The organism is Rhodoferax sp. GT1R46, assembly GCF_056521285.1.
This window is the reverse complement of sequence record NZ_JBWMBC010000004.1, coordinates 85,177-105,570: the sequence shown is the minus strand read 5'-3', so window position 1 is coordinate 105,570 and position 20,394 is coordinate 85,177. Positions and strand designations below refer to the sequence as shown.

The 20,394-nt window shown below is 60.6% G+C and carries 28 protein-coding genes; 23 read left to right on the top strand and 5 right to left on the bottom strand.

Translation table 11 applies throughout. The features are described 5' to 3' along the window. Positions 1-106 precede the first annotated feature (106 nt). The 16 genes from AC097W_RS10945 (at position 107) to AC097W_RS10870 (ending at position 11,967) form a co-directional block, all read left to right on the top strand. The gene (locus AC097W_RS10945) at positions 107-382 is read left to right on the top strand and encodes a helix-turn-helix domain-containing protein (RefSeq protein WP_479602594.1); all 276 of its coding nucleotides are present in this window, start codon (positions 107-109) and stop codon (positions 380-382) included. Next, a complete protein-coding gene (locus tag AC097W_RS10940) occupies positions 383-1,210 on the top strand; it encodes a hypothetical protein (RefSeq protein WP_479602593.1) in 828 nt (275 codons plus the stop codon). It abuts the gene before it with no gap. 99 nt (positions 1,211-1,309) lie between these two features. Beyond that, positions 1,310-2,746 (top strand): hypothetical protein, encoded by a 1,437-nt coding sequence (locus AC097W_RS10935; protein WP_479602592.1) that lies wholly within the window; start codon positions 1,310-1,312, stop codon positions 2,744-2,746. Next, complete coding sequence (locus AC097W_RS10930) at positions 2,736-3,689, top strand: hypothetical protein (protein ID WP_479602591.1); 954 nt, start codon at positions 2,736-2,738, stop codon at positions 3,687-3,689. The genes AC097W_RS10935 and AC097W_RS10930 overlap by 11 nt, the downstream gene beginning before the upstream one ends. Positions 3,690-3,774: 85 nt before the next feature. Continuing rightward, on the top strand, positions 3,775-4,038 hold the full coding sequence (locus tag AC097W_RS10925; protein WP_479602590.1) for a DNA-binding protein: 264 nt from the start codon (positions 3,775-3,777) through the stop codon (positions 4,036-4,038). 14 nt (positions 4,039-4,052) lie between these two features. Further along, complete coding sequence (locus AC097W_RS10920) at positions 4,053-4,535, top strand: hypothetical protein (RefSeq protein WP_479602589.1); 483 nt, start codon at positions 4,053-4,055, stop codon at positions 4,533-4,535. Beyond that, positions 4,532-5,380: an ATP-binding protein gene (locus AC097W_RS10915; protein ID WP_479602588.1), complete on the top strand. Its 849-nt coding sequence runs from the start codon at positions 4,532-4,534 to the stop codon at positions 5,378-5,380. The genes AC097W_RS10920 and AC097W_RS10915 overlap by 4 nt, the downstream gene beginning before the upstream one ends. 14 nt (positions 5,381-5,394) lie before the next feature. After that, positions 5,395-6,045 carry a hypothetical protein gene (locus AC097W_RS10910; RefSeq protein ID WP_479602587.1) on the top strand — a complete coding sequence of 217 codons (651 nt, stop codon included), beginning with the start codon at positions 5,395-5,397 and terminating at the stop codon, positions 6,043-6,045. A gap of 10 nt (positions 6,046-6,055) precedes the next feature. Continuing rightward, entirely contained in the window at positions 6,056-6,910 is an 855-nt protein-coding gene (locus AC097W_RS10905) for a P63C domain-containing protein (protein ID WP_479602586.1), read from the top strand. Further along, a complete protein-coding gene (locus tag AC097W_RS10900; protein ID WP_479602585.1) occupies positions 6,907-7,398 on the top strand; it encodes a DUF6511 domain-containing protein in 492 nt (163 codons plus the stop codon). Before AC097W_RS10905 ends, AC097W_RS10900 begins: the two co-directional genes overlap by 4 nt. After that, positions 7,395-8,132: a hypothetical protein gene (locus tag AC097W_RS10895; RefSeq protein WP_479602584.1), complete on the top strand. Its 738-nt coding sequence runs from the start codon at positions 7,395-7,397 to the stop codon at positions 8,130-8,132. Before AC097W_RS10900 ends, AC097W_RS10895 begins: the two co-directional genes overlap by 4 nt. Next, on the top strand, positions 8,129-8,407 hold the full coding sequence (locus AC097W_RS10890) for a hypothetical protein (RefSeq protein ID WP_479602583.1): 279 nt from the start codon (positions 8,129-8,131) through the stop codon (positions 8,405-8,407). The genes AC097W_RS10895 and AC097W_RS10890 overlap by 4 nt, the downstream gene beginning before the upstream one ends. Beyond that, a complete protein-coding gene (locus AC097W_RS10885; RefSeq protein WP_479602582.1) occupies positions 8,400-10,718 on the top strand; it encodes a phage/plasmid primase, P4 family in 2,319 nt (772 codons plus the stop codon). The genes AC097W_RS10890 and AC097W_RS10885 overlap by 8 nt, the downstream gene beginning before the upstream one ends. Positions 10,719-10,861: 143 nt before the next feature. Continuing rightward, complete coding sequence (locus AC097W_RS10880) at positions 10,862-11,356, top strand: crossover junction endodeoxyribonuclease RuvC (RefSeq protein WP_479602581.1); 495 nt, start codon at positions 10,862-10,864, stop codon at positions 11,354-11,356. A 1-nt stretch (position 11,357) separates the two neighbouring features. Beyond that, on the top strand, positions 11,358-11,570 hold the full coding sequence (locus AC097W_RS10875) for a hypothetical protein (RefSeq protein WP_479602580.1): 213 nt from the start codon (positions 11,358-11,360) through the stop codon (positions 11,568-11,570). After that, the gene (locus tag AC097W_RS10870; RefSeq protein WP_479602579.1) at positions 11,563-11,967 is read left to right on the top strand and encodes a DUF6362 family protein; all 405 of its coding nucleotides are present in this window, start codon (positions 11,563-11,565) and stop codon (positions 11,965-11,967) included. Before AC097W_RS10875 ends, AC097W_RS10870 begins: the two co-directional genes overlap by 8 nt. Before the next feature lie 316 nt (positions 11,968-12,283). On the opposite strand, the gene AC097W_RS10865 is transcribed toward AC097W_RS10870, so the two are convergent. Then, on the bottom strand, positions 12,284-12,505 hold the full coding sequence (locus tag AC097W_RS10865) for a hypothetical protein (RefSeq protein ID WP_479602578.1): 222 nt from the start codon (positions 12,503-12,505) through the stop codon (positions 12,284-12,286). 48 nt (positions 12,506-12,553) lie between these two features. Here AC097W_RS10865 and AC097W_RS10860 point away from each other — a divergent pair, with 48 nt between their 5' ends. Then, positions 12,554-13,852, top strand: coding sequence for a site-specific DNA-methyltransferase (locus AC097W_RS10860; protein ID WP_479602577.1), 1,299 nt, complete (start codon positions 12,554-12,556; stop codon positions 13,850-13,852). On the opposite strand, the gene AC097W_RS10855 is transcribed toward AC097W_RS10860, so the two are convergent. Then, positions 13,843-14,211 (bottom strand): hypothetical protein, encoded by a 369-nt coding sequence (locus AC097W_RS10855; RefSeq protein WP_479602576.1) that lies wholly within the window; start codon positions 14,209-14,211, stop codon positions 13,843-13,845. The genes AC097W_RS10860 and AC097W_RS10855 overlap by 10 nt on opposite strands. 171 nt (positions 14,212-14,382) lie before the next feature. Here AC097W_RS10855 and AC097W_RS10850 point away from each other — a divergent pair, with 171 nt between their 5' ends. Beyond that, a complete protein-coding gene (locus tag AC097W_RS10850; protein WP_479602575.1) occupies positions 14,383-14,664 on the top strand; it encodes an HU family DNA-binding protein in 282 nt (93 codons plus the stop codon). A 66-nt stretch (positions 14,665-14,730) separates the two neighbouring features. On the opposite strand, the gene AC097W_RS10845 is transcribed toward AC097W_RS10850, so the two are convergent. From AC097W_RS10845 to AC097W_RS10835, 3 genes are read right to left on the bottom strand one after another with little or no spacing between them, the layout of a single operon-like run. Beyond that, entirely contained in the window at positions 14,731-15,090 is a 360-nt protein-coding gene (locus AC097W_RS10845) for a hypothetical protein (protein ID WP_479602574.1), read from the bottom strand. 11 nt (positions 15,091-15,101) lie between these two features. Then, positions 15,102-15,596, bottom strand: coding sequence for a DUF3489 domain-containing protein (locus AC097W_RS10840; protein WP_479602573.1), 495 nt, complete (start codon positions 15,594-15,596; stop codon positions 15,102-15,104). A gap of 55 nt (positions 15,597-15,651) precedes the next feature. Then, complete coding sequence (locus AC097W_RS10835) at positions 15,652-15,888, bottom strand: DUF6900 domain-containing protein (protein WP_479602572.1); 237 nt, start codon at positions 15,886-15,888, stop codon at positions 15,652-15,654. A 98-nt stretch (positions 15,889-15,986) separates the two neighbouring features. Between AC097W_RS10835 and AC097W_RS10830 the strand changes: the two genes are divergently transcribed. Genes AC097W_RS10830 through AC097W_RS10810 form a run of 5 tightly spaced genes read left to right on the top strand, consistent with a single transcriptional unit; the run spans position 15,987 to position 20,392 of the window. Then, positions 15,987-16,571, top strand: a complete 585-nt coding sequence (locus AC097W_RS10830; RefSeq protein ID WP_479602571.1) for an elements of external origin — start codon at positions 15,987-15,989, stop codon at positions 16,569-16,571. A 35-nt stretch (positions 16,572-16,606) separates the two neighbouring features. Next, entirely contained in the window at positions 16,607-18,613 is a 2,007-nt protein-coding gene (locus tag AC097W_RS10825) for a phage terminase large subunit family protein (RefSeq protein ID WP_479602789.1), read from the top strand. Positions 18,614-18,629: 16 nt separating this feature from the next. After that, positions 18,630-18,986 carry a hypothetical protein gene (locus tag AC097W_RS10820; protein ID WP_479602570.1) on the top strand — a complete coding sequence of 119 codons (357 nt, stop codon included), beginning with the start codon at positions 18,630-18,632 and terminating at the stop codon, positions 18,984-18,986. Between the two features lie 19 nt (positions 18,987-19,005). Continuing rightward, entirely contained in the window at positions 19,006-19,797 is a 792-nt protein-coding gene (locus AC097W_RS10815) for a hypothetical protein (protein ID WP_479602569.1), read from the top strand. Between the two features lie 10 nt (positions 19,798-19,807). Next, a complete protein-coding gene (locus AC097W_RS10810; protein WP_479602568.1) occupies positions 19,808-20,392 on the top strand; it encodes a hypothetical protein in 585 nt (194 codons plus the stop codon). Positions 20,393-20,394: the final 2 nt, after the last annotated feature.

Below are 20,394 nucleotides of genomic sequence, written 5' to 3'. Positions count from 1 at the left end.
CTGAAATGATTGGGTTGCGCGTTTAGTAAACAGTTGACAATGAGTTGCCGAATGGCTACCATGCAGCTATTGAAAACACGCGAGCCCCACTGCGGGGGTCAAAACTATGGGATTCGGTTCCTACATCCGTAGCAAGCGAGAGGCCAAAGAGATTGCTCTGAATGATTTCGCACGCCAGCTCGATATTTCCCCTGCCTACTGGTCGCGCATAGAGCGCGAGATGGAAAAACCACCCAAAGACGAACTGATCGCCAAGGCGGCAGAAATCCTGGAAGAAAACCCGGATGACGCTTTCGCCGAAGCCAGTCGGCTGCCCCCAGACATGCGCGACAACGTGGGGGACGTCGTTCGGATGTATCGCAAAAGCACAGGGGCCAAGTGAATGGCGGTATTGACCCTCGGATACCGGTGCTGCGACCGTAAATTACCCAAATACATCAAACACCCCGAAGTCGAGGGGATCGCTGTTCAGGCCCGGCGCCAACTAGTGGACGATACAGCCGATGCAATTGGACTGTCAGTCCTGCGCGACATCAGCAAACTCAAAATCAATGGGGTGGAGTTTGACCTCTGGGTCGATACCGAGCACCAAGTCACCGATGAACAGGGTCAGCCGGTGTTGGGCGTGTGTGAAGTGGATCCGGATGCAGCGCCGAATGCGGCCATGCTTTCAGTATCACCGGCCGTCAATGCAGCGTCCCAGGCATTGGTGCTCAGCACCTTCGCCCACGAATTGGGCCACGCTGTCTTTGATGCACCCGCTTGGATTGTTGCGGCTGCCAATGACAGTCCTGGACTGTTTGATGACCAGGCAGCTGAGGCCCGCAGGGCCTACCGCACCACAACGCGGGATGCGGAGCACCTGGCCAAGGCAGCTCCCGTACGCAACACCGAACTCGAAAAAAGCATTCACTTCGCAGAACTGCGTGCCAATGAATTCATGGGTTCCTTGCTGGTGCCACGTCAGCCCTTGTGCCGTGCCATTGAAGAACTGGCGCCCATGTATGACGTCACGATCCACCGCAGCCCGTCACTGGATCCGGACTTCCCCGGCATGGCTTTGAAATTGAGTACCGAAGGGGGCATTGGCGCCTTCGATATGGAGAGTTTGCAGAAGGCCTTGGGTAAACGCTTCGGCGTGAACCGACGCTTCATCCAGGTTCGGATGGAGCGCTATGGACTTCTGGGAACGGGGGCCGGGATCACCTGATTTCAGCACTCACTTGGCTGCCGACTTCGCGTCGGCATTTTTTGAAACTTGCAATTAACTATTCGCGCAAACGCGCACTTAGTAAAGAGAGGAATTCACATGACGGTCACCCATAAAAACAATGCCGCATCCGATGCCAAACCGGAAGTAGGCCAGCGCGCGCACAAAGCCCCACGGGCCCCACGGCAAACCGACGGCGGACCTGACATCCTGCCCGGCATGCAACACTTTGTGGCCCTTGCGCGCAAGGTCAAACGACCCGGGCTGTTGCTGCGCCTGGTAGAGCAAGTTTCAAAAGAGGCATGGCCGGAGATGGCCGCGCTGGTGACCGATGCGCATGCGGTAGTGCCGATGGTGGTGCGCAAGGTCTTATTTCAAAAGCTTGCCGTCAAGCTTGAGGACAGCCGGCAGCATCTAGAGCGCGCGGCCGAACAGGTGCTTCTGCTGGACGATGACTACGGTGCACTGGCGGTGCAGTCCTTGCTGGTGGAAGGAGAGGGCATTGATGCCGACGTGCTGGATGCCCCCAGCGACCGCACCAGCCGGGCATTGCATCTGTACCTGCTGCAGGAATTCCTTCCACAGGGAGCCTTGGCAGAGCGTCGCTTCGAGCATGCCGAACATTTACAAGTCATGCACCGCCAGTGGAAAAGTGAGAACTACTCCTCCCACTACCTCGGACCTAAAGGCATCGCGCCACAATTCGACAGCGCAGTGCAGGACACCTTGCGCACGCGTATTGCGGCGCTCTATCCCCATGTGCAGGCCGACCAAATCTTGATTGAACTCTTTACCCGGGTGGAGTCCTCGCCTGCTGAATCACAGGACGGAGAGCAGGGAGAAGAGCGGCCATCAGCGCCAATCCATACCCTCACGGCCACATTCAATGGAACCACGGCGAATTTCAGGCAAGTGGCGGATGGTGAGGTGGTGTCCCATGAAGAGCCTGCTGTGACGTCGGCGAGTTTTTCGTGGGAGCCGGAGACTGGGGCATTGGGCGTGTTTTGCGAAGACAAGGAATTGCGTCGTAATTTGGCCACAGTCTTCAGGGATACGGTGCTGGCGTGTGATGGGACCATCAATGACATGCCCATGCGCGAATTTGACCTGTTGGGCTTCTCAAGCCCCTCTATGCTGGAGCGATTGAAGAACGGTTGCATTGAGGGCGTGGACCACATCCACATTCAGCAATTCAAAATTGTTCGTCCCTTTGAGCAAGTGATGCAGCGGTTTTTTCCGCAACGTGCGCAGGTGCGTCGGCTGGAAAGCTCACTCACCGTCTGTCGAGACCGGCGTGATAACCGGGACATCTACCAGGTGGCCTACGACGACTATGGCTTAGATGACCTCACCGGTTACGTCGTGTCCCATGTGAAGCTGGTCATGGGCCTTTCCAAGCAGCCCTACCGTAAGGCGCACAACGTCGTGGTGCAAATCACGACGCCCAATGGACTGAACGACAAGAGCAAGTCGGCAGAAGATGGGAAGCGCGTCATTGCGCAACTGATTGAACTTGGGGTGCTTCGTGAGTTCTGAGCGCCGCACCCCGTCGGTCACCGCGGCCTTTTTCGATGTATTGGAGCGGGTGCGCAGTGTGGCTCCTCGCGTGGATGCTATGGTGCTCGGCAGCCATCGCGATGCGTATCTTCAGCGCGGGTGGGTGCAGGCCGATGGCTATCTCACTTGTCCTCAAGTGCCGTTCGGGGACTCGCTTGAAGAGGTGGATGTCGATATTGACGAGGACGCCGGTGTTTTTCGGTACGCTAGTCCGCAGCAGCGTACGCGCATGGTTGTGCGTCCCCTGTCGGAGATCACGCTTTATGCCTTCCGGATGGATCGCTTTCTGGAGAGTCTGGGCAAATTGATGGGTATCGAGCCACGCCAGGTGCCGCACCAGCAGGTGTGCATTCCTGAGCACTTGTGGCATCTGGGGCAGGTGCGTATTGCTGGTACCCATGATTTCGCACCGGTGTTTATGGGCCGTTTATGGGAGCGTGCCCAACCTGACGCAATGTCCCGTCACCTTTGCGATCCCATCTGGCCGCGTGGCGGCGTGTTGTTCTTTCGTCAAACGCCGGTGAAAAGCCCGCCTGGGGAGCATGTGGTGCGCAGTGTGGCGGACTTCATCCGACTGGATGCTGGCCAGGAGAGCTTTGATACGGCGGCATTTGACCGGGTTTTGCGGGGGTATGCGACGGCGCAGGGTGTGCCCGAGCCCGAGCAATTCCTGCAAGGAAGTCGCCTGAAATTGTCGCACTTTGCCCAGTCACGCGAGCTCTCGGATGCACAGGCCAGGATCATCAAAGCGATGTGGGGGCAGGAGGGCAAACCACCACCCCTAATGTCTTGGGCAGAGATCAATCGCCTTGCCAATACTGGCTACCAATCTCTGGACGACGCGTTCGTTGACCGAGCGCAACGGGATATCTTGATTGAGAAATTTGGTCGCGCAAAGTACCGCGTCCGGCGCAATCCATAAAGTTTTCCATAAACGCAACCATGCACTGCCCATAAACCTGTGCGGAGACTTCGATGTGCCCATTTCTTAAAGGAGGCACATCGAAATGCAGAAACAAGTCTCATCTGTTCAATCCGCCCGGAACCCCTACCGGACCCACACCAATCCTCCCGCACGCCTCGCCATCGACGAGACCCAGCTCGCTAATCGCTGGGGCCTGTCGGTCAAGACGTTGCGCCGCTGGCGCCAAAACGCGCTCGGTCCCATCTTTTGCAAGATGGGCTCACGGGTCACGTATTTGATCGTTGAGGTGGAAGCCTATGAGCGTCGCGTCTCGCGTCATTCGACCTTCTCGCCGGTGTACCAGTGAAGGAGGACGTGACCATGACCGATATCACCATCTTCCCCGCGCACATCGCCGAAATGTCGGTGAACCAACTCGCCAAGCTCACCCCAGAGCAAAAGCGCGAAGTCGACGTCAATCTTGACCAGGCCATTGCCTGGCTCAAACAGGCCCGAACCAAGTTCGACACCGCACTGGAGCAGTGCTACGGCGAACAGGCCCGCAGTGCGCTGCGGGAATCCGGCCGTGACTTTGGCACAGCCCATATCAGCGATGGGCCCTTGCACATTAAGTTCGAACTGCCCAAGAAAGTCACCTGGACGCAAAAGACCCTCAGCGATATTGCCGAGCGCGTAGTTGCATCGGGCGAGAAGGTGCAAAGTTACCTTGACATCAAGTTGTCCGTCCCCGAGTCCCGCTACACCAACTGGCCGCCAGCCCTGCAGGAGCAGTTCGCTGCCGCCCGCACCGTCGAGGCAGGCAAGCCTACTTTCACTCTGCAACTGGAAGGGGGTGAGTCATGAAATCCCTTCCCATCGTGACCGCCATGGAACGCATGGCTGAAACCAAGGGCGTGAAGCTTCTGATGCTGGGTAAAACCGGGATTGGCAAGACCTCGCGCCTCAAGGACCTGGATCCCCAATCGACTCTGTTTATCGATATCGAAGCCGGGGATCTGGCGGTTTCGGACTGGCCGGGTGACGCCATTCGTCCGGCCTCCTGGCCCGAGAGCCGCGACTTCTTTGTTTTCCTGGCAGGACCCGATAAATCACTGCCTGCGGACAGCGCGTTTTCCCAAGCGCATTACGACCATGTGATCGAGAAGTTCGGTGATCCGCTGCAATTGGCCCGCTACAGCACCTTCTTCCTGGACTCCATCACCCAACTTTCACGACAGTGCTTTGCCTGGTGCAAGTGCCAGCCCGGAGCCGTGAGTGACCGTTCTGGCAAACCGGATCTGCGTGCTGCCTACGGACTGCTGGGCCAGGAAATGATCAGTGCCTTGACCCACCTGCAACACGCTCGGGGCAAGAACGTCGTGTTCGTGGCGATTCTGGACGAGCGCCTGGATGACTTCAACCGCAAGGTGTTCGTGCCGCAGATCGAGGGCAGCAAGACCAGCCTGGAGTTGCCCGGCATCGTCGACGAGGTGGTCACGCTGGCCGAGATCAAGGCCGAGGACGGTAGCTCCTACCGGGCCTTTGTCACCCAGACGCTCAACCCCTATGGCTTTCCGGCCAAGGACCGCAGTGGGCGGCTGGATCTGGTCGAACCACCTGACCTCGGTGCGCTGATTGCCAAGTGTGCAGCCCACACCGCAGCCCAAACCGCTACTTCATCCGCCGTCTCTCACCCTACATCCGCTTGATAGGAAACATCACTATGAACACCAACGATCACACCAACACCCCCCAATCCTGGGGCGATTTCAACGATGCCGAAGCTCAGCAATCGGGCTTCAACCTGATCCCCAAGGGGACGCTGGTGCCGGTCCGCATGACCATCAAGCCCGGCAGCTATGACGACCTCAGTCTGGGCTGGACTGGTGGCTATGCCACGCAATCTTTTGACACCGGTGCCATTTACCTCTCGGCCGAGTTTGTGGTTACCGCGGGGGCACATGCCAAACGCAAGATGTGGTCCAACATCGGACTGCAGTCTCCCAAAGGACCGACTTGGGGCCAGATGGGCCGAACCTTCATCCGCGCGGTGCTCAACAGCGCGCGAAATGTGCATCCCCAGGACAACAGCCCCCAAGCTGCGGCAGCACGCCGCATCCAGGGCTTTGCCGATCTCGACGGCATCGAGTTTCTGGTGCGAGTTGATATTGAAAAAGACACCAAGGGCGAAGACCGCAATGTGGTCAAGGTCGCGGTTGAGCCCGACCATCCCGACTATGCCCGCCTAATGGGCGTGACGCCCAAACCCGGTGTGAGTCCAGCCCCAGCTGCCGTAGCGTCTGCGACCCCCGCACAACCGGTGCAGGCAGCCGCACGTCCTGCCGTTTCCGGCAAGCCCGCTTGGGCGCAATAAGGAGATCGCCATGCAAACATCTGTCATGACAGTGAGCCATTACGGCATCGTGCGCTTTGGGGATATGGAGTGTGAAGCCGTGGTACTTACTGGGGGTGAGCGCGGCTATGTGCGAAAACAACTCGCCAAATTGCTAGGCTTTGACGAGGGCCACAAGGGTGGCCGATTTCTCCGATTCTTGGGGGATTTTGTGCCTAAGTCCGCGCCAGCACTAGAAAAATCTCATGGGCCGATTTTGCTGCCCTCGGGGCGCCAGTCCCAATTTTTCCCAGCAGGCATCATTGCGGATCTGGCAACCTCGGTGGTGGAGGCGGCGATCCACGGTCGGCTGCACAAAGCACGTCAGGGCATTGTTCCCAATTGCCTAAAGATCATGCGCGCGCTGGCCACAACGGGGGAAGTTGCACTCATTGATGAGGCTACCGGCTACCAGTACAGCCGCGCACCGGACGCTTTGCAGGAAGTGATTGCAAAGTTGCTGCGCCAGTCCTGTGCCACCTGGGAGCGGCGCTTCCAGCCGGACTACTACCGGGCCCTGTACCGACTGTTTGGCTGGAAGTACCTGGGCCATGTGCAGAACCCGCCCCATATCGTGGGACAGATCACCGCGCGATGGGTGTACGGCCCGGTCCTGCCACCCGAGCTGATCGCCACCTTGCGCGAGCGCAAGGCCGTGGCCCATAAGCACCACCAGTGGTTGTCGGAGCAGGGTCTGGCCCGGTTGGAGACCCAGATCCATGCGGTGACTGCGATTGCCCGCAGTTCCACCAGCTACCGCGACTTCAACTGTCGCTGCGAGGCGGCTTTTGCTGGCGCGGCTCTGCAGCTGTGTTTGATCGAGGAAGACTTCGGGGAGGGCGTGTGAAATGTTGGGTCTGCAAACGACAAGCCCGTGGCTTTGGCCACTCCGACAACCGGCACGGCATCGGACGGGCACAGCGCTACCCGCTGGATTGGGTGTTCTGCTCTCAGCGCTGTCAGGCAGCCTTCCATGCGCTGTACGGCAACTGGACCCGTGCGCAAGGCGGGCGCGCCCCACTGCAGGAGGTGACCATGCTCACACTCTCTGATATTGAACTCGGTGCCACCCGCCAATGCCTCAAAGCCTTTGGCACAGCGGCGTCCAGCATCGGCTTCACCAAACCACTGGGGGACTACACCGAAGACGAAGCACTGCGCGTGATCGAGGCCATCGTGACCTGCTTCTCCGAGGCCATGGTCGCGTACCACGAGCAGTCCAAGTTTCCACCTGTGCGCGGCTTGCCCATGACAGCCGATCCCATGGCCACGGACGCGGTCGCCAGTCCGTTTGCCGACATGGCCAGTGACACACCCTGGGAGGTCACACCATGATGGACTTCAATTCCAGTTCCAGCTTTTCGGACCAAGTGATGGCCCTGGTCGATGCTGGACTGCAGCAGGGGCGAGGGCGGGAGAAGCCTCGCCAGTACCTCGGCGCATCTCGCCTCGGTGTGTCTTGTGAACGCGCCCTGCAGTTTGAGTATGTCCAGGCACCAGTGGATCTGGGGCGTGACATTACGGGACGCATTCTGCGCATCTTCGAGCGTGGCCACCTCAATGAGGACTGCATGGTGCGTTGGTTGCGGGCTGCCGGTTTTGAGCTGCGCACCCACAAAGCCAATGGCGAACAGTTTGGCTTTTCGGTGGCCGATGGTCGCCTGCAAGGGCATATCGACGGTGTCTTGGTGGCGGGACCCGATGGCTTTGCTTATCCCGCACTGTGGGAGAACAAATGCCTGGGCTCCAAGTCCTGGAACGATCTGGTCAAGAAGAGATTGGCGGCATCCAAACCGGTCTACGCCGCCCAGGTGGCGATCTACCAGGCCTACCTGGAGCTCAGCGAGCATCCGGCACTTTTCACCGCGGTGAACGCAGACACCATGGAGATCTACGCCGAGCTGGTGCCCTTTGATGCGGCATTGGCTCAGCGCATGTCCGACCGCGGTGTGCGCGTCATCTCGGCCACGGATGCCGGTGAACTGTTGCCCCGGGCCTTTGTCGATCCGACCCACTTTGAATGCAAGTTCTGCGCATGGCAGGACCGTTGCTGGAGGACCTCCTTGTGAATGACACGCCTACCCACCATCCTCAACCCAACCCTCCCACATCTGAAGAGATCGAGACCATGAGCGATGCCCACCAGGCTTCCAGTGCACTGAGCCTGCCCTACTACTGGTTTGCCGACCCACGCATGCGGACCAAGTTTCGCATTCCCCACTACCTGCTCGGTGGCTTGGTGCGTTTTCGGATGTCGGAGCTGTCCCATTGGGCGGCCCAGAGCAATGTGGTCCAGGGCCGCAGCGCCGACAGCCCCCAGGATGCGGGAGGTGCGCGTGATTGATTTCAACGATGCAGCGCCCACAACCACATCGATCAGCGCGTCCCAACGCGAAGCCATCCGCGCCGCCTTGCTAGACAGGCTGGAATCCGTGCTCCTAACCCTGTTCCCGGCCGGCAAGTTGCGCCGTGGAAAGTTCCTGATTGGCGATATTCTGGGTAGCCCTGGCGACAGTCTGGAGATTGTTCTGCAGGGTGACAAAGCCGGTCTCTGGACCGACCGCGAAAACGGCTCGGGCGGCGATATGTTCGCACTGATCGGTGGCCACTTTGGGATCCACTGGCAGAGTGACTTTGCGGCTGTACTGGCCAAGACCGCCGAGCTCTTGGGACGTGCGCCGTCGGTGCCCGCACGCAAACGTAAGGGCGAGCAGCCGGTCGACGATCTGGGGCCGGCCACCGCCAAGTGGGACTACCTGGACGCCAGCGGCAAGTTGATCGCGGTGGTCTACCGTTACGACCCGCCGGATGGTCGCAAGGAGTTCCGGCCCTGGGATGCCAAACGCCGCAAGATGGTGCCACCGGATCCGCGGCCGCTGTACAACCAGGCTGGCATGGCCATATCCGATCGGGTGGTCCTGGCCGAAGGGGAGAAGTGTGCCCAGGCCCTGATTGCTGCAGGCATCTGTGCCACCACCGCGATGCACGGCGCTAATGCACCGGTCGACAAGACCGACTGGTCGCCCCTCAAAGACAAGGCAGTGCTGATCTGGCCGGACCGCGACAAGCCGGGCTGGGAGTACGCCGACCGCGCTGCCCAGGCCATTCTGGCGGCCGGTGCCCAGTCCTGCGCCATCCTGTACCCACCCGAGGACAAACCCGAAGGTTGGGACGCTGCCGATGCGATCGCCGAAGGCTGGGATGCACTGCAGGCGATTGCCAGCGGTCCGCGAATCCAGATGCGGCTGCCGTACGAGGGCAGTGAAGACACCCGGGCCGGCGCAATGGCCATTGACGACGATGTCGGTGCACAGGAAAACGCCGTGTGGGGCACCGAGGATGCCCTGGCACTGACCTTCACCCGGCGCTACCAACATGACTGGCGTTACGTTGCGGCGTGGGGAAAATGGCTGATGTGGGATGGCCAGCGCTGGCGTTCGGAAGACACGCTGGCCGCTTCTGACCTGGTGCGCCATGTCTGCCGCCATGCGTCCCTTAAGGCCGACAACCCCAAGCTGGCGGTCAAGCTGGCCGGTGCCAGCACCATCGGTGGGGTGGAGCGCCTGGCCCGTGCCGATCGCCGCCATGCAGGCAATACCGATGAGTGGGATGCGGATGCCTGGTTGATCAACACCCCGGGTGGGGTGGTGAACCTGCGCACTGGACGGATGCGCGCCCATGCACGCACCGACCGCATGACCAAGATATGCACCGCGACGCTGGAGCCTGGCACGCAATGCCCCCATTGGCTAGCTTTCCTGCAGCAGGTGACGGGGTCGGACGCGGCGCAGATGCACTACCTGCAAAAGGTGTTCGGCTACTGCCTGACGGGCTCGACCCAGGAGCATGCGCTGTTCTTTCTGTACGGCACCGGGGCGAACGGCAAGAGCGTGTTTGTCAATGTGCTCACCACCATCCTGGGCGACTATGCAGCCAACGCGCCCATGGACACCTTCATGGAGTCGCGCAACGACCGCCATCCCACCGATCTCGCGGGCTTGCGCGGAGCACGCTTTGTGGCGGCGACCGAGACAGAGCAGGGACGGCGCTGGAACGAGTCCAAGGTCAAGGAGATCACCGGTGGCGACCAGGTCTCGGCGCGCTTTATGCGCCAGGACTTCTTCACGTTCTTTCCGCAGTTCAAGCTGGTCATTGCGGGCAACCACAAACCAGCGATCCGCAATATCGACGAGGCGATGCGGCGCCGCTTGCACCTGATCCCATTCACCATCACGGTGCCGCCCGAACAGCGCGACAAGCAGCTCCAGTCCAAGTTGCTGACCGAGCGCAATGCGATCTTTGCCTGGGGCGTGCAGGGTTGCCTGGCCTGGCAGCGCGAAGGGTTGAAGGCACCGCAGTGCGTGCTCGATGCGACGGAGGAATACTTTGAGTCGGAGGACGCCATGGGTCGTTGGTTGGAAGAGCGTTGTGTGCGTACACCCACCGCCAAGTCCCTGACAACCGAGTTGTTCACCGACTGGAAGCAGTGGGCAGAAGCGGCCGGGGAGTTCATGGGCACGCAACGCCGCTTCTCTGACCTGCTGATGGCCCGGGGCACCGAGAAATGGCGCAATTCCTCGGGCATCCGAGGTTTTCAGGGCGTTGGTTTGAAAGAGCCGACACGTTCTGGATACGTCCCATATGCCGACCATTGAACCCCAAAAAACCACCCGACTGACGCAGTTGACGCAGATGCTGGTTACTTCTCACGCGCGTGCGCGTACGCACACACATGAGAAAGTTACCGGAGGCTGCGTCAGCTGCGTCAGTGACCCCCAAAACTGAGGAACTGACGACCATGACAAACACCACCAACGACAGCAACACCCAAGTCACCACCACTCTGGCTCTCGACTTGGGCACCACCACTGGCTGGGCCCTGCGGCCACGCATTGGGAACATCGCCCACGGCTTTGTGAGCCTCAAGCCGCAGCGCTTTGAAGGCGGGGGCATGCGCTATCTGCGCTTCAAGCGCTGGCTCTCCGAACTGCAGGCCATGACCGGCGAGGTCCAGTCGGTGTACTTTGAGGAAGTGCGCCGCCACGCAGGGGTGGATGCCGCCCATGTCTATGGCGGCCTGCTGGCCACTCTCACCGCCTGGTGCGAGCACCACAACATCCCGTACCAAGGCGTGCCTGTGGGTACGATCAAGAAGCACGCCACCGGCAAGGGTAATGCCGGCAAAGACATGGTGATTTCCGCTATGCGGGCACTGGACCACCCGGTCAGCGATGACAACGAAGCCGATGCCCTGGCCCTCCTGCATTGGGCCATCGACACCCAGGAGGCATGATATGAAAGTCCCCACACAACCCCTGCGCTGCGCACTGGCACGTATGCAGCCCCAAGTGACCGATCTGGACGCCATGAAGCGTTCTGGCTGGCAGGAGCAGCACATCCTGGTAGTCAACGTGGCAGATGCCCGCCTGGACTTCTGTGAGCGTGAACTGGTGCAACGCATCGGTGAGCGGCTCTACGGCAACCGGGGAGGGCCACGCCATGGTTAAGGAAACATTGCTTTGGACATGCGACCAGGTCGCTGATCGCTTCACGGATGCGGCCGCGACCGCACGGCGCCTCCCACCTGTGAAAGTGCAGGGCTACTTCAACTGCTGGCCAGCGCTGGCACGCAGCGAGTGGGAAGCCTACTCGGCCGAAGAAGCACCGCGGGTACGGTTTCCACCTACGCCACAAGACATCGAGCGGATGCTGGAGACCATGCGCTGGGTACTGTGGCTGGAGGTCGAGCAGCGCCACCTGGTCTGGATGCGGGCCAAGCGGTATGGCTGGCGTGAGATCGGGATCCGCTTTGCCTGCTGCACCCGCACGGCGCAGCGGCATTGGCAGATGTCGATTTTTGAAGTGGTGGAGCAACTCAATGGCAAAGGCAGTTCCACAATTTGAGCCAAGGAGGGCAACGGCTTTGGAGCTTGTCCACGCCTTGCCTTCTTTGTCCCTTTTAGCACCCTTTCGGGGTGTCGCATTTCGGGGTGGTTTGGCCTACATTTACGGCTATGGTTGTGAAAATTGCGAGACGGCAAAGATGCTCTTCAGAGTTTGAATCTGACTGACGCAGCCGACGCCGCTGACACAGATTTCACGGGTCCTTCCACGCCAAAAATGCATGCGGGGGGGAGAGGCCCGCAATCTCGATAGCGCCAGACCTGAAAACCGGGTTTGCAGTTTGCACCGGGGTTGCAGGCAGCCCGGCGGTTTGCGCTCAGGGTGAGGTGACCACCATAAAGCCCCCTGCGATTTTTTCCTCGCGCATTTGCACCGAGATCAAAGCCACGTCCCCGTTGGATCTGCTCAGGCAGAGGTCGCCATCGGCATTGATTTCTCCCGAATAGTGACCCGGCAGGAGTGGGGTAAAGCCCGCGTCCTTGCCATCGGCGAATTTGGGCTTGCGGGCATTGAAGCCCCTGATGACGTGAATCTCCACAGGGACGGTTCTGCGTTGTTGTTTCAGAAATAGTAAACGAAAGATTCCATGACACCCGAGATCCGAATGGTCGCGGTGGATGCGCTCATCCCCTACGCCCGTAATGCCCGCACCCACGGTGACGCCCAGATCGCCCAAATTGCGGCCTCAATTGCAGAGTTCGGCTTCACCAACCCCATCCTGACCGATGGCGAGAAAGGTGTGATTGCCGGCCATGGCCGTCTGGCCGCTGCCCGCAAACTCGCTCTGTCCGAAGTGCCGGTGATCGAATTGGCGCACCTGACGCCGACCCAGAAAAAAGCCTACATCCTGGCCGACAACCGCATCGCGGAAAACGCCGGATGGGATGAGGAACTTTTGAAGCTCGAACTTGCGGAGCTGCAGGACGCGGAATTCAATCTGGACCTGATGGGCTTTGGGGATGAGGAACTGGACCGATTGCTCGATGGCCATGTTGAACAGGCCGGCCTGACCGAAGACGATGCCGTTCCCGAAGCACCCGTGGAGCCGGTATCGCGCACCGGGGATTTGTGGATCCTGGGGCAGCACCGTTTGCTGTGCGGCGACTCCACGGTGCTCTCCGATGTCGAGCGCTTGATGGACGGGCAGCTGGCCGACATGGCCTTTACCGATCCACCCTATAACGTGGACTATGGCAACAGTGCCAAAGACAAGATGCGCGGCAAAGACCGGCGCATCCTCAACGATGCTCTGGGGGATGGCTTCTACCAATTCCTCTACGACGCTTGCTTGAACCTGCTGCTGGTAACCAAGGGCGCCTGCTATGTGTGCATGAGCTCCTCCGAGTTGCACACCCTGCAAAAGGCCTGGCTGGACGCTGGAGGTAAATGGTCGACGTTTGTCATCTGGGCCAAGAACACCTTCACGCTCGGCCGGGCTGACTACCAGCGCCAGTACGAACCCATCCTGTATGGATGGAAGCAGGGCAGCAACCACTTCTGGTGTGGTGATCGCAACCAGTCAGATATCTGGAACTACAACAAGCCTCGGGTCAACGATCTGCACCCCACCATGAAGCCGGTGGAGCTGGTGGAACGGGCCTTGCAGAATTCGTCCAAGAGCCGGGACATCGTGCTGGACCTCTTTGGTGGATCCGGCACCACCTTGATTGCCTGCGAGAAGAGCAATCGCCAGGCGCGATTGATGGAGCTCGATCCCAAGTTCGTGGATGTGATCGTCCAACGCTGGGAGGCGTACACCGGTAAGAAGGCGGTGCGTGAGGCCGACGGCGCGGGGTTTGCAGAGGCTGGGCAGCTGGCTACGCAGCAGCTCGTGCAGGGCGATGTAAGCCTCCCTGTTGCCGAGGCCGCTGCCGCTCAGTCCTGATGGAGGTTGCAGTGAATCACAAAGCCGGTCAGGTAGGGCAGGCCTTGGGGGATGCCGTAGTCGCGGCGAGTCAGGCGACCGATCTTCCAGCTCATCCACTGTGCAATGGCCTGGGTGATCGCGGCGTGCATGCCGTGGCCTTGTGCCAGGGCGTCGCGCACCGTGTCCGCAAAGTGGCGGCCATGGCGGCTGTCCAGGAAGGGGCGGACCTCCTCAGGGGATTCGCCGGTGGCCCGGCTGATTTCGGTGAGCGCAATTGGCCAGGCGACGCTGGCCTGGTCGCCCATGGTGCCCCAAAAGCCCCAATCTTGGTTCTGGGTAGCGGGCAGCAGGTGGGTGGTTTGCAGTGTGGTTTGCATGGTGTGTTCCGGTAGTTGTTTGCGACACCGCTATGAACGCTCTACTTCCGAGTGAAGTAAAGCAAATCACCAAAATGATTTAGAAAGTCACATCTATCTGACGGAGATCCCATTTTTCTGGTCATGACAAAATCCACCCCCCCATGGTTAAAAACGAACAAGGAGTGGAACGTGAACAAATCTGAACTGGTGGAAGCACTGGCCAAAGAAACCGATATGAGCAAGGCCGCGGCCGGTCGTGCGGTGGACGCCCTGGTGGCCATCATCACCAAGACCGTGACCAAGAAGGAAGACGTCCAGCTGATGGGCTTTGGAACCTTCAAGGCCACCAAGCGCGCAGCACGCAAGGGCAAGAATCCCCGCACCGGCGAGCCGCTCAAAATTGCAGCAGCGACCGTGCCCAAGTTCACACCGGGCGCCGCCTTCAAGGCATCGGTGAACAAGAAGAAGTAATCTTTCTTAGTCCCCACAAAGCGGCCAGGTCCTTGCGACCCGCCGCTTTTTTTATGGGTGGCACCCTTATCCCAGGCGGGCGACATAACGCGCGTAGTCGCTGCCGGAGGGGTCGACGTACAGGTAAGGTCTGCCAGGGGCGTGGATCTCGATACAGAGGCGCCCCTCGCCGACGAAGCCGCCTTTGCCCGCAAGCCAGTCGCGCGAGACCAGCATCTTGCTAGCAAAGGCATCGAATTCCTCCGGGCGCATTTCCCGTGTTTCGGTGACAAAGATGGGGTAGTCGCCGGAGGCGCACATATCGCGCAAGTCGCAGGGCTTGCGCGCAAAGGGAAGGCGCAGGCTCAGGGCCTCGACTTGGATGGTTTTTCCCTCCACGGTGAGAGTCTGGGGCGTGCGCTCGATGGTGATGGTCATCGTGGTCATGGCAAGTCCTCTCAAGCGATCCGGTAGGTGCGCTCGGCACCGGTTGACTTGGCCGAGACGATGGTGAGGCCCAGTTTCTTCTTGAGCGCTCCCGCCAGGGTGCCGCGCACCGTGTGGCTTTGCCAGCCGGTGGCGTCCACCATTTGTCCCAGCGTGGCGCCTTCTGGGCGGCGTAGCAGACCGATCAGCGTGGCCTGCTTGGTGCCCTCGCGGGTGACCGGGGAGACCTGGGTGGACGCAGGTTGTGCCGTTGGTAGCGCAGTTGGGGTGGACGCGGCTTGTGGCATCTGTAGGCCCAGCGCATCGTAGCCGGCAGCGGTAATGGCAAACCGGATGGCTCCGTCATCGGCTTTGCCTAGCGGGTGAATACATCCGGAGTTTTGCAGGGCAGTCAGCACTTTGAGCCGTGCACCACCTTTGAGGTTGGCCGGGAAATCGGTCAGCAGGTGCTCAGGATGGTGGGCTGCGGCGTGCAGCAGTTTGCTTTGGGTATCCGTCAGTTTCATGGTTTTTCCTCTTTAAAAAATGGTGGTGTGATGAACGCTTCAGTTCGCTCGTTAATCAAGCGGTTTTGGAATCCTTTTGTTCGGCCTGTAGCTTCTTCGCCGCAGCCTGCTGCCCCGCTGCAAACGCAGCCTGCAGAGCAGCCTCAATCCCCCACACCGACACCTCGTGGAAATCCAAGCGGTCAGCGTGCTGGGTCTGCAGCGTCTGCACCAAAAGGTGCTGGCGGGCGATCTGCTCCAAAAGCGAAGCCGGGGCGGTGATGGTCTTGGCGGTGGTGGTGGTGTGGTTCATGCGGCGCTCCAAAAAAAGTGTGGTTGGGGTGGCCGTATGAACGCTTCATTCACGAACAACATCAAGTCTTTTGATTAGCCAGACTGCTTCACTTGGGTATGTCCGAGCGCCTGTCCATTCGCGCGTATTCGCGCCACCGCGGGGTTTCCGATACCGCGGTGCGCAAAGCCATCCAGAGCGGCCGCATCACCTTGGGAGACGACGGCCGGATTGACCCGCAGCTCGCCGACGCCCAATGGAGCGTCAACACCGATGCCGCGCAGCAGCGCAAGGCTGTGCCCCAGCGGGAGGTGCCGCAGGAAGCAGTGACCAGTGTGCGTGAAGCCCTGTCGGCCACGCCTTCACCCTTGGGTGGCATGGGCGCCAGCACCGGCACTGGCACTAACGCTGGCGGTACCACGCTGATGCAGGCCAAGACCGCCAATGAGGTGCTCAAGGCCCAGACCAACAAGGTGCGCCTGGCACGGCTCAAGGGTGAGCTGGTCGACAAAGACCAGGCGGTAGCCCATGTGTTTCGCATGGCACGGGCCGAACGCGATGCCTGGCTGAACTGGCCGGCCCGTGTGGCGGCCCAGATGGCCAGTGCGCTCGGTGCCGACAGCCATGCCCTGCATGTCCTCTTAGAAAAAGCGGTGCGTGACCAGCTCACCGCCTTGGGTGACCTGGCCGTGCGCCTGGAGTAAGCCTTTGCAACCTCTTGAATACGTTGTGGAATGTGTTGGAAAACTATGACGGCTTCGATGCCATTGCCGAGGCCTGGCGCGATGGGCTGACCCCAGACCCGCTGTTGAGCGTTTCCGAATGGGCCGACCAGTACCGGATGCTCTCGGGCAAGTCGGCGTCTGAACCGGGGCAGTGGCGCACCGCACGCACCCCGTACCTCAAAGAGATCATGGATTGCCTCTCACCGACCTCCCCGGTGGAGCGCGTGGTGTTCATGAAAGGCGCCCAGGTCGGTGGTACCGAGTGTGGGAACAACTGGATTGGCTATGTCATCCACCTGGCACCCGGACCCATGATGGCGGTGGCGCCCACGGTGGAGATGGCCAAGCGCAACTCCAAGCAGCGAATTGACCCGCTGATCGAAGAGAGCCCGACGCTGTCCACCCTGATCGCGCCGGCCCGGGCCCGGGATTCTGGCAACACCATCCTGGGCAAGGAGTTTCGTGGCGGGGTGCTGGTGATGACCGGTGCCAACAGTGCGGTGGGACTGCGTTCGATGCCGGTGCGCTACCTGTTCCTCGACGAGGTGGATGGCTACCCCGTGGACGTGGACGGGGAGGGCAACGCCATTTCGCTGGCTGAGGCGCGGACACGCACCTTTGCCCGGCGCAAGATTTTTATTGTGTCGACTCCGACGGTGTCGGGGGCGAGCGCCATTGAGCGGGAGTACGAAGCCTCGGACCAGCGGCGTTTCTTTGTGCCGTGCCCGCACTGCAACCACCTGCAATGGCTGCGTTTTGAGCAGCTGCGCTGGGACCGCAGTGAGTCCGGCAGCCGACCCGAGACAGCTGCCTACGTGTGTGAGTCCTGTGCGACCCCGATCGCCGAGCACCACAAGACCTGGATGCTGGGCCAGGGGCAATGGCGCTCGGTACTGGAAACAGCCGATGGCGACCTGTCAGTGGTCCGCAAGACCGCGGGCTTCCACCTGTCGAGCCTGTACAGCCCGATCGGATGGCGTTCCTGGGCGGACATTGCCTTGGCGTGGGAGAGTGCGATTTCCAAAGAAACTGGATCGGTAGCCGCCATCAAGACCTTCAAGAACACCGAACTCGGGGAGACCTGGGTGGAGGAGGGCGAAGCCCCGGACTGGCAGCGCCTGCTGGAGCGCCGCGAAGACTACCGGATGGGCACCGTGCCCCAGGGTGCCTTGCTGCTCACGGCCGGCGCTGACGTGCAGAAGGACCGCATCGAAGTCTCGGTCTGGAGCTTTGGCCGCGGCAAAGAATCCTGGCTGGTCGAACACCGGGTCTTGATGGGTGATACCGCCCGCGCAGAGGTTTGGACCGCGCTGGGCAGCATGCTGCGAGAGAGCTGGACCCATGCCAGTGGGGTGCAGATGAGTTTGACCCGCATCGCTTTGGATACCGGCTTTGCGACCCAGGAGGCCTATGCTTTTGTACGCTCCATGCGGGATGCGCGTCTGATGGCCATCAAGGGTGTGGCCCGTGGTGCGGCCTTGGTCGGTAGCCCCACCGCGGTAGACGCGAATGTGAACGGCCGCAAATTGCGCCGGGGCATGAAGCTTTTCACCGTGGTCGGTGGCATTGCGAAGCTGGAGTTCTACAACAACCTGCGCAAAGGTGCGGACGTGGAAGAGGACGGTGTCACCTTGCGTTACCCACCCGGTTTTGTGCACCTGCCTAAGGTCGATGCCGAGTTTGTGCAGCAGCTGTGTGCAGAGCAGCTGGTCAGCCGGCGTGACCGCAATGGTTTTCAGCACCGTGAGTGGCAAAAAATGCGCGAGCGCAATGAAGCCCTCGACTGCTACGTGTATGCCCGGGCCAGCGCCAGTGTGGCCGGTCTGGACCGCTTTGAAGAACGCCATTGGCGCGAGTTAGAAAAACAGCTTGGTCTGGCGCCCCCTGTGGTTTCTTCTGCGCCGCCACCGGAATCTGCAATAGCAGAACAACCCACCCAGGCCACCCACCGCGGTGGCCTTGTTACTTCTGAAGTCCGCCAACCCACACGAAGGGTGATTCGCAGCCGCTGGTTCTCTTAAACAGTCTGGATACGCCATGTCGCTGCAAGCGCAGATCTACAGCTTTGTTGAACGCGTCGCAGAAATGTTCCAGGCGGTCGACGGCCGTATGGGTGGCCTGGACCGTCTGGACACCACCGCCAAAGCCGACCTGGTCACTGCCATCAATGAGATCGCAGCGCGCAGCACCAGCAGCAGTGGTGTGGCCTACACGCACACGCAGTCGGTGCCCTTGGCGGTCTGGACGGTGAACCACAACCTGGGTACCCGACCGGCCGTGGCGATTGTCGACAGCGGTGGCAATGAAGTTGAAGCCGACGTGGTGCACATGAGCGCCAACCAATTACTGATCCGCTTTGCCATTCCCTTCACCGGGTTGGCACGGCTTACCTAAACCCTGAAAGGAAACTTGCATGTCCCGTAAACAGCTCTCGGATTTGGACTTTGGTGGGGTCGCCCGCATTCGCAATCTGCCCGCTCCGGTGAATCCGGATGAGCCAGTGCGACAGCAGGACCTGAACTCGGCCGTCGAAGGTCTGGCCTGGAAGGATTCCACCCGGGTGGCCAGCCAGTCGAATGTGAACCTGGCATCTCCTGGCGCGTCCATCGATGGTGTCACCCTGGCCTCGGGCGACCGGGTGCTGATCAAAGCCCAGACCGTCGGTGCAGAAAACGGCATCTACATCTGGAATGGTGCGGCGGTGGCCATGACCCGCAGCCTCGATGCCAATTCCAGCGATGAGTTGGAGCAGGCCATCACCACCGTGGAAGAGGGCACCTCGGCAGGCACCAGCTGGCGCCAGTCGGTGGTGAACTTTGTATTGGGAACCGGTTCGGTCAACTGGTTGCAGTTCGGTACCTCCATTGGTGCAGCCTCCGAGACCAGTTCTGGCATTGCCGAACTGGCCACGCAGGCCGAGACCGATGCTGGCACCGATGACCTGCGCATCGTCACGCCGCTGAAGCTCAACACCTGGTCCAACAAGACCCGCCGGGCGCAAGCCACGATCGGCGATGGCTCCAGCACCCAGATCGACATCAACCACAACTTCGCTAGCCGCGATGTGATCGTGCAGGTCTACCAGGCTTCGGGCAGCTATGAGCAGGTCAACTGCGACATCAGCCTGCCCACCACCAACACCGCACGCCTGAACTTTGCATCGGCGCCGGCCAGCAATGCCTACCGCGTGGTCGTGATGGGTTGATGGGGGAGATATGCGTGACCTGTCCTATCGCATTGATCCGGCCGTAGCGGGGCTACCAGCAGCTTCGGCTGCCTTGGCTGGGGTTGTGGTTCGACTGGCCACGGACAACAAGCCCTACTGGTGTGATGGCACTGCCTGGTTTGATCTCAGCATCGACACCCGGCTGATTACGGATCGCCTGACGGCCGATGTCACCAATGCCACTACCACGCTGGCCAATGTCACTGGGCTGGCGCTCACCCTGGACGCCAACAGCACCTATGCGGTCGACGCCCGGGTGATGTTCCAGACCGCGGCGACCACCACCGGCATTCGGTTGTCCCAGACCGTGCCTGCCGGTGCGACGGTGGTGGCGCAGTGGAACACACCGACGTCGCTGACCGCCACTACCGCGGCCAACCAGCGTGCGGCCGATGCGGGGGCTGCAACCACCGGGGTGGATACCGCCAATGCCAATACGCTGGCCACCGGGGCGCTGATCGTCATTACCGGCACCACCGGCGGCGTCCTGCAGATCCGCTTTGCTTCCGAAGTTGCGGCATCCAACGCGGTGGTCAAGGCCGGTAGCAACTTGGTGGCGACCAAGGTCCTCTGAGA